The sequence below is a fragment of the Sinanaerobacter chloroacetimidivorans genome, from assembly GCF_018128545.1.
GTDB classification, from domain to species: domain Bacteria; phylum Bacillota; class Clostridia; order Peptostreptococcales; family Anaerovoracaceae; genus Sinanaerobacter; species Sinanaerobacter chloroacetimidivorans.
This window is the reverse complement of sequence record NZ_JAGSND010000014.1, coordinates 106,503-115,509: the sequence shown is the minus strand read 5'-3', so window position 1 is coordinate 115,509 and position 9,007 is coordinate 106,503. Positions and strand designations below refer to the sequence as shown.

Sequence of the window (9,007 nt, the reverse complement as noted above, 5' to 3'; positions counted from 1 at the left end):
TGAGTACTTGCAATTTTCAAGGTTCTATTTGAGCCTTCTTCTTTCGCTCCGGTTTTCATAAACCACTTGACACTACCATATTATTTTGAAAAGCGAATGAATTGTACGATATCCTCTGACAGCTTTTCCAATTTTTTATCTTTTAATATTATACAACATCCATTATCCTTGTACATTAACATTTTCCGGTCTTGATTCAATTGGATCACGTCTCACATTAAATGGAATTTGAAAATAATCCGTAAGCCCGAAAACCAAGTTCCTGGCAACCTTATAGATATTATTCCGCAGCCACTCCGTATCTTCATAATTCCTAGGATTGACAAGGTCTATCAGAACGGTAGGCGCATTCGTCAATGCAATCTGTGATAAGGTGGAATTGGGAACCATATTCACCAAGTTGGGGTCCGGATAGATTGACCATAAATTCCTGGTTATTTTATATGCTGCGCTCTGTGCTTCCGTTCTGTACGCGTCATAATAAACGATCGGCCCCTGCTGGATCTGCAAGGCTGGAGTTGATCGAAGGGATAAATGCAGATCATAATTTCCGGCATTGGATTGATCAATAATTTGATTTAATGTATTATCCGGATTATTTCTTACAAACCCGATACCGGCAATATTTAAATAGGGTATCATGGCATCAACAATGAGGTTCATGTAATATTCCTCATTGCCTCCGCCTACATATTCATTTTCCTCTACCGACGGATCCAAATAGATGTTGGGCAAAACTGAACACCCCCCTTTTTATCTATTAAACATATGCCGGCTCACAGAGAAATATGAAAGGGCAAATAAAAAGACCTCAACTTTATGCAATTTTATGCATTTGAGGTCTTTATACCTTTGCAGGAATATTTCCTGTTATTCTATTAATTTTTATTCAATTACAAGAAGTTTACTTTCAACGCTTTTAAAGGCATTGTCATATTTGATCTGGAATTCGAATTTATAATTGCCGGCTTTTGTAAAATCAATGTCGTCAATGGTGAGGTACCCTACCATGCCGTATGCCGTGATCTCATAGCTGTCAGTCTCCGATGATTTTATAATATCACCGTTGGGAGCCTTCACAATGATTCTATACTCATAAAGCTTTTCTTTCATAGGTCCAACTTCATAATATACGGTTACGTCCTGGTCCTGGCCCACGTCCAAAATACCGAAGGGACTGATTACCCAGGATTCATCATCCATTTCTTCAATGCTGTCCACAAAGCACATTGTCACATCGGGCTTTTCAATGGAAGCAGTCATGGTTGTCTGATCCCAGCTGACCACCGCATTCAGGCTCTCTGCAACGGCTCGGGCCGGAAGCATTGTACTCCCTTGCAGAACGATTCCGGGAACACTTGGCTTTAGTGTTTCATTGTTCACTTTTACATTGACAATGGGCAGTCCTGCAAAAGTACCATTCACACTGGCAGCAAAAACTACTGTAGATGATAGTAAGACCATTAGCACTACCAAAATTAATCCCTTTTTCTTCATAGATTTCTCCTTTTTCAGATACACATTTTTGATATACAGTTGAAATAACGTATTACTCTATACTTTACATATATTTTCCAGGGATTTCAAGCAAAACATTCTAAATTTACAGATGATTATCCTTTTTTATTAAATAAAAAATCGAAATCCTATTCAAACTTTTTGGGGCGTTAAAAAACCCTCGAATTGCAATAATCCGAGGGTTTGTAGTCCGTAAAAACTAACGTTTTGAGAACTGAGAAGCTCTTCTCGCTTTTTTGAGTCCGTATTTCTTTCTTTCCTTCATTCTTGGGTCTCTTGTTAAGAAACCAGCAGCTTTCAAAGGAGCTCTGAACGCTTCTCTGTCAGCGGAAGAAAGAGCTCTGGAAATACCATGTCTTAAAGCTCCGGCCTGACCTGTGAAACCGCCTCCTCTTACTGTGGCGATAACATCAAATCTGCCTTCAGCTCCGGCAATCTCAAAAGGTCTTCTTACCTCTCTCTTTAAGATTTCCATTCCGAAGTAATCTTCAAGAGACTTTTTATTTACTGTAATATTGCCTTTACCAGGGATTAATCTGACTCTAGCAACGGATGATTTTCTTCTGCCTGTACCGGCGTATTGCAATTTTGCCATTTACGATTCCTCCCCTCTCCTAATAATTCCAAACTTCCGGCTGCTGAGCTGCATGCTTATGTTCAGGACCAGCATAAACCTTGAGTTTCTTGTACATTTGTCTGCCTAATTTTCCATCCGGCATCATGCCTTTTACAGCATGTCTGATGATCTCTTCCGGCTTCTTTGCAATCAACTTGTCAAAAGTAATTTCACGAAGTCCGCCAGGGTATCCGGTATGTCTCTTATAAACCTTTTCTTTTCTCTTTTTGCCGGTTACTTCAACTTTTTCGGCATTTATAATAATTACATAATCTCCAGTGTCAACATGTGGTGTAAAAATTGGCTTTCTCTTACCTCTTAAAATGGAAGCAGCTTCGGTAGCTAATCTACCAAGAGTCTTGCCCTCAGCATCGATTATATACCATTTTCTTTCCACTTCATGAGGTTTAGCGATAAATGATTTCATCTTCAATAATCTCCTCATTCACTCATTTCTTTCGCTAGCGCGTTTCACCCCACCCTAGCAACAAATTCTATACGTAAAATCCGGGGCTAATGGATTTTTACACATAATGCACGACTATTATAATATTTTAGCATTAGGTTTGTCAAGGCAAAAATTCACTCAAAAATATCCCGTTTATATTCCGTTTCTATTTTTGAATAAATTTTTATTTGATGGTCACTGTCACAGGTGACCAGGAAGGCGTCCTTTACATTGGAAATTCCCTGGGATTTCATCTGTATATTTAACCAATTCTCATCTTTTCCCGTGTTTTTCAGATTGGTATGCATGATCTTGCCGTCGATTACCACATTGGCTACAGTTTTCTCCTGCTGAGGGTTTAATTTTAAATCACCGGGATTGACAGGCCGTTGGGTGGATAGGGGCAGAAAACTGATTTTTCCGTTGGTTTCCAAAATCGCAGTTTCAATGTTTGACAAATCGAAAAATCCGTTGCTTCTGCATAATGCCAGAAATTCGTTAACATCAATTTTTGATTTCTTTAAATTCTTATTATAAAGTTTTCCGTTATCATATAAAACAACCGGTTTTCCCGTTACAACTCTTCGAATTACTATAGACTTATAAGAGGCAATAGAAATAAAAGCCGCTGCCAGCCCATAGATCAGCATAGCAATGAGCGGCTTTTCAAATTTCTCCAGAGCTGTTGCCATTTCGGCAGCAATGGAACCAATGGTGATGCCCGTGATATAATCGAACATGCTTAATTCGGACATTTGTTTATTGCCCATTATTTTCGTTAACAAAAATAGTACGATAATAGATCCCAGTGAAGTATATACAACATATAAGTTATCCATTCCGATCCTCCTGCTTGATATTGTATCTATTATTCTTCACTGGAGATCATAGAATATTCATATTTGCTCGTTTATACTTTCAAAAGTTAAAGGGGTTACGGGAGTAACGGAGCTGACCGACGATACATACTATTTCGTCAATCCGAATTTTACGGAAGATAAGACCATCGAACAAAAAATGGAATTTGTCTGTGAGATCGAAGGGCTCCACTTTTATAAGCCTTCGGCTAAATAAGGCGATACAATTTGATAAATTCCTCCTTAATTAATTAACATTGAAGCAGCCTTTCAAGAGATCAACTCTGAAAGGCTGCTTTGTTCCTTGCTGAATAGTCAGCGCAATAATGATATTTTATGGCAGCTTATTTTTGATACACAATTTTGCCATTGAAGATGGTGCTTACAACCTCTGTTTCAGAAATATCATCCGGCTTAATTTTTGTGATATCCTGCGTAAGGACCACCATGTCAGCCTTTTTCCCCACTTCAATCGAACCGATGGTTTTTTCCATGAACATTTCTTTCGCTCCGTTGATCGTGTAGAATCTCAGCATATCTATTACAGAAACGGTCTGATTTACATTACGCACAAATACAGGATCGCCTTGACCGCCGCCCGGATATGGAGAACACTGGGTTACACCGCATTCGATACCAATAAGCGGCCTGTTGTCAGTAGTTACCGGGCTGTCAGAGGAACCGGTCATGATGATTCCTGCCTCCAGCATGTCTCTGATGACATATTCCTGATCAAATCGTTCCTGTCCCAGCATTTGGATTTCAAGCTGTGAGAAGATTGGATCCTTGTAGAACCAGATTGGCTGCATTCCGGCATAAATGCCCAGTTCGCCCATTCTTGGGATATCGGCCGGATCCAGTAAATTCGCATGGATGAGGTTATGCCTGGCATCTCTCTTCCCATTCTGTTCAAATGCATATTCGACTGCATCAATAAACATTCTTGAAGAAGCGTCTCCCATGGCATGAACATCAACGGCGTAACCGGCTTTATCTGCGGCAGCCACAAATTCATTCAGACTTTCCTGCGACCACATCGCTTCGCCGCGGTAATCTTCAGCCATGTTTGCGGTAGCTGCATAGGGCTTAAGAAGATAGGAGGTCTTTCCTTCCGGAACACCATCGATAAAGGTCTTGATATCGATTATATTCTGCATATCGGAAACATATTGCTGACCGTCTTGGAGCTCCTTTACTATCTGTGCAGGATCATCGCCGTCTACAGCTCTGTGGGCAAATTTCACACGCAGGGTCATTTCGCCCGTTTTCGCATAGTCGTCCATCATTTTCCAAATAACGGGCGCAGCAATATCAGAGCCCATGCTGTTAATGCCGGTAATACCTTTTGCAGCACTTTCATCTTCAAACACTTTAAATGCTTCAAAGAACTGCTCCGGTGTAGTTTTCGTTTTTTCGGTTAAATTCGCTATCAATTCTCCGGCATCCGATAAGTATCCGGAAGGCTCTCCGTTTGCGTCTCTGTAGATCTCGCCGCCCGCAGGAGCTTGCGTATCTTTTGTTATCCCTGCCATTTCAAGTGTCTTTGTGTTGACCCAGTCTCCGTGACCTGATGTATCACTAATAATAACCGGTCTGTCGCTTATGATTTCATCCAATACATCTTTTGTAGGTCCTTCGTCACCAAAGGCCTTAAGCTGAAAACCTCTCCCGATAATTACCTCCAGCTCAGGGTGTTTTTCTGCAAATTCTTTTAATGCTGCTTGATATAATTTGATGTCAGGCTCAGTATCTGTTAAGTACACACTGTACAATCTTGAAAGCTGATCTGATGCAGCATGGATATGTCCATCGATAAAGCCCGGTGTTACCATTTTTCCATCCAGGTCAATTACTTCTGTGTCATCGCCTACATACGATTCAACTCCCGCATCGTCCCCGACATATACTATTTGATCATTGATGACTGCAACTGCTGAAGCCACACGATCCTCTTCATCCATGGTATAGATGGCACCGTTTTTTAGAACAAGAGTAGCCGACTCTGCCTCTTTGGTAGACGCTGCTTTGCTGCAGCCGAAAAAAGTTCCCAAAATCAGTAAACCTACTAAGCCGAATACAATAACTTTTCTTTTCATTATTGTTTACTCCCTTCCTATTATTAATAAAACAAAAACCTTATCCGGTTTGATTTCATTAACGGGTCTTTTGATCATCCCCGATTCTTCGGAGGATACATTCCGTCGAAATCAACCAGTTTTTTGATTTCTTCACCCCGCCGATCAGCTACCTTAAGCACCTTATACAGAATTGCCGGAATTAAAAATGCCGGTACTCCGATATAGAATGCAGGGCGCAAATCCGGGCTCAATACATTGATCAGCAAGCATAGAGTAAATAAGATTACCGTAATATATCCGGTGTATGGACTCCCCGGAACTTTAAACTTCAGCTCATCCAGGGTGTATCCGCGTGCATGGAATCTCTTTCTGAAATTTACCTGGGCGAGGCATATTGTCAGCCAGCAAAGTGCTCCGGTAAAGCCCGAAATGGCTAATAAGTACGTATAGAAAAATCCGCTTGTATCAAAGGAATAGCAGCCTATCACAATCCATATGAGAATCAGGCTGAATAAAGCCGCATTGGAGGGTACGCTCTTTTTATTCAATTTTCCGAATACGGTTGGAGCCATTCCTTCCTTTGCCAGCGAATACAATGCACGAATGCAGGCGTATAAATTGCAGTTTGCACAGGAAAAGGCTGCGATCAAAACAATAAAGCTGAACAATCCGCCAGCCCAGTTTAATCCATGATAACCCAGAGCTGCTGCAAAAACGCTTTCCTCCGTCCCTGCTTGATCCCAGGGGAAAATCAGGGATAGCAGGAATAAAGGGATTACATATAGTCCAACAATTCTGACCGATACATTTTTGACTGCTGCCGGGATTGCAGTAGCAGGATCTTCTGCTTCTGCCGCTGTTAATCCGACAATTTCGGTACCGCCATAGTTTACCAGTACCATTACCATGGTCAGCACAAGTGCAAAGGCTCCAACCGGGAAGAAGCCGCCTCTGTCAATAACATAGGTTGTTCCGATAAAAGAATGCTCGCTTCCTATGATCCCCAGGAAGATTAAAATCGCAAGAACACTGAATGCAAGAATTGCTATTATTTTAGTCAAAGCGAGAACAGATTCCACTTTTCCCAGACCTTCAACCTTTCCGATATTAATAATCGTAATCAATAGTCCAAAAAGAACTGCCCAATAAAAGGGCTGTATCATAGGGAAAAAATTATTCATGATAATACCTGCAGCCACACATTCCGAAGGAACATACGCAACGATGCATGCCCAGTATGCCCAACCGATCCCACAAGCAACCGCCGGAGACACAAACTCCGAAGTGTATCCGATAAACGAGCCTGCAACCGGCATCGCAACAGACAATTCTCCGAGGCAAAGCATCATCATAAATACCAAAACCCCAGCAAAAGCAAACGCTACGATTGCTCCCGGTCCCGTCGCACTGAGCGTGTATCCAGTGCCTAAAAAATATGCCGATCCGATAACACCACCGAGTGCAACCATTTGAACCTGATTTTTCTTTAAGCCTCTTCGTAAAGATCCACCCTGGCTGTCATCTGATCCGTTTGGATTCACATCCGCTTTATAACTCATGATAACCTCCTTAATATTTTTTTTATTTTATTAGTAAACGGGTATTCCAACGCCCCGCTTACTTGTCTAAGCAGCCAAACACCTCATAAATTATTTTTAAAGCCAGCCAGGATGTTATGTCGTTTTCCTGATCAAGGGGAGGGGATACTTCGACGATATCCATTGCCTTGACCGGCAGATTTCCGATCAGAAGTTTTGTCAGTTCGAGAATTTCCCGGCTGGTCAGGCCTCCCGCCTCGGGGGTTCCTGTACCGGGTGCAAAAGCAGGATCCACCACATCGATGTCCAGAGTAAAATACACGGCGTCATAATCGTGGAACCGCTCCTCCAGCTTGTGGTAGCAAGCCAGATATCCTTCTTTGAATACATCATAGGCCTTGATCACCAGTACTTCCGGATGCCCCTTAAAATATTCAAGCTCCTCGATTTCGTAGCTGCGTAAGCCCAGATACGCCAGATCCCCGGTCCCGATCACATCCTCCACCGTTCTTCTTTCCGTGCAGGCATGGGACCATTTGTGGCTGTCATAGGTGTCGCAGATATCCGCGTGAGAATCAAAATGAATCACGCCGATTTTTCCAAGCCCTTTTTCTTTTGAATACCTGCCAAAAGCCTTATGTAAAGGAATCGTCACGGAATGATCCCCGCCGAGAAACAGAGAAAATTTATCCGTTTTCATCAGGTCGTAAGCCCGATCCTCCACCTCTTTGTAGTACCTGGCCCAGTCCAGATCTACGGCCACATCTCCCGCATCGTAGGCTTTCAGGTTTTTGATTATGGTTCCCGTTTCCGTCGTGGCCGGAAGATAACGGGACAGCGCTCTTATTTTTTCCGGTGCCAGCGCCGCCCCTTTTCCGCAGCTAACCGCTCCGTCGAAAGGGACTCCCATAATGAGCAGGTTCGCTTTCTCCATATCCTCAGTATTCAGGTCGCCCCAAGGCTTTAAGTCGATCATTGTTCTGTCCTCCTGTTTCTAAATAATAGTATCTACCTGTCACTGTAAAGCAATTGTCAGAATATTAAAACATACGTTGGTAGTATTTTTTACACGCCAATACTACTTAAGTATTATTATAATTTTTTATGAAATCTTTTTTTGAGACGGTTCAGGGCAAAATAAAAAAATGCATGTTCATTGCATTAAGCAAAATCATGCATTTTCGTTCTATAATTCTTAAGATGTTCTTTTTTAAGTAACTTATCTAAGTACTTCTTTTTCGTTACTTGCAAAAATTCTTCTTTTTACACATAACCTAAGCAAGTTTTGTCAGTCCCAATAATATAAGTGTGATGCTCGCTGCCATTTTCAGCTTGTTTTCTGATATGAACTTCCCTACGAATTTGCCGATTAATTCTCCGCAAACCAGAAATGAGAAATTGGTCACAGCGGTTAAAATTAAAAACCCCGGTAAGTGAATCTGATAGGCGGCCAAGGATAATCCTATGGTCAATGCATCGATTGAAAGTGCAGATCCAATATAGATTGCTTCTTTAAAGTCTATAACACCGGAATGATCAATATCTGCATTTTCCGGCTCCCTCACGATATTTACAATAATATTCAGCGGCTTGATCTTTATTTTCTTAATAATAAACGCTTCGCTTGCTGCCGGATAATGAATATTCATCAACGTTTGAGCAAATAGCACACAGCCCAGTGAAATGAGTAAGAAGGAACTGATCATTTTAGAGACAAAAATCGAGACAAATGAGAATATAATATGCCCTATTGAAAAAGAAAGGGTAAGCGCTCCCAAAGACATCATGACGATTGTAATTAAGGCCGGAAAAGAAATCTTAATCTTTCGCAATCCGTAATTGACACCGATACTAAGGCTATCGATATTTAACGACAGCGCAAGTAAAAATGCATACATATACTGCATCCTCCATTGTTTCCTAACAACAGCAGTCTATGTTTCAGCCTGAAC

At 41.5% G+C, this 9,007-nt stretch carries 9 protein-coding genes; all 9 read right to left on the bottom strand.

Translation table 11 applies throughout. The features are described 5' to 3' along the window. Nucleotides 1-162: 162 nt before the first annotated feature. On the bottom strand, nt 163-735 hold the full coding sequence (locus KCX82_RS17355; RefSeq protein ID WP_227019758.1) for an N-acetylmuramoyl-L-alanine amidase: 573 nt from the start codon (nt 733-735) through the stop codon (nt 163-165). A gap of 150 nt (nt 736-885) precedes the next feature. Next, nucleotides 886-1,497 carry a stalk domain-containing protein gene (locus KCX82_RS17350; protein WP_227019757.1) on the bottom strand — a complete coding sequence of 204 codons (612 nt, stop codon included), beginning with the start codon at nt 1,495-1,497 and terminating at the stop codon, nt 886-888. 220 nt (nt 1,498-1,717) lie between these two features. Then, the gene (rpsI, locus tag KCX82_RS17345; RefSeq protein WP_227019756.1) at nt 1,718-2,113 is read right to left on the bottom strand and encodes a 30S ribosomal protein S9; all 396 of its coding nucleotides are present in this window, start codon (nt 2,111-2,113) and stop codon (nt 1,718-1,720) included. 19 nt (nt 2,114-2,132) lie between these two features. Next, nucleotides 2,133-2,561, bottom strand: coding sequence for a 50S ribosomal protein L13 (gene rplM, locus KCX82_RS17340; RefSeq protein WP_227019755.1), 429 nt, complete (start codon nt 2,559-2,561; stop codon nt 2,133-2,135). 155 nt (nt 2,562-2,716) lie between these two features. Beyond that, complete coding sequence (locus KCX82_RS17335; protein WP_227019754.1) at nt 2,717-3,421, bottom strand: DUF421 domain-containing protein; 705 nt, start codon at nt 3,419-3,421, stop codon at nt 2,717-2,719. 362 nt (nt 3,422-3,783) lie between these two features. After that, entirely contained in the window at nt 3,784-5,535 is a 1,752-nt protein-coding gene (locus KCX82_RS17330) for an amidohydrolase (protein WP_227019753.1), read from the bottom strand. Between the two features lie 74 nt (nt 5,536-5,609). Next, complete coding sequence (locus KCX82_RS17325) at nt 5,610-7,076, bottom strand: amino acid permease (RefSeq protein ID WP_227019752.1); 1,467 nt, start codon at nt 7,074-7,076, stop codon at nt 5,610-5,612. A 58-nt stretch (nt 7,077-7,134) separates the two neighbouring features. Further along, the gene (speB, locus tag KCX82_RS17320) at nt 7,135-8,031 is read right to left on the bottom strand and encodes an agmatinase (protein WP_227019751.1); all 897 of its coding nucleotides are present in this window, start codon (nt 8,029-8,031) and stop codon (nt 7,135-7,137) included. A gap of 298 nt (nt 8,032-8,329) precedes the next feature. Next, nucleotides 8,330-8,953, bottom strand: coding sequence for a manganese efflux pump (locus tag KCX82_RS17315; RefSeq protein ID WP_227019750.1), 624 nt, complete (start codon nt 8,951-8,953; stop codon nt 8,330-8,332). Nucleotides 8,954-9,007: the final 54 nt, after the last annotated feature.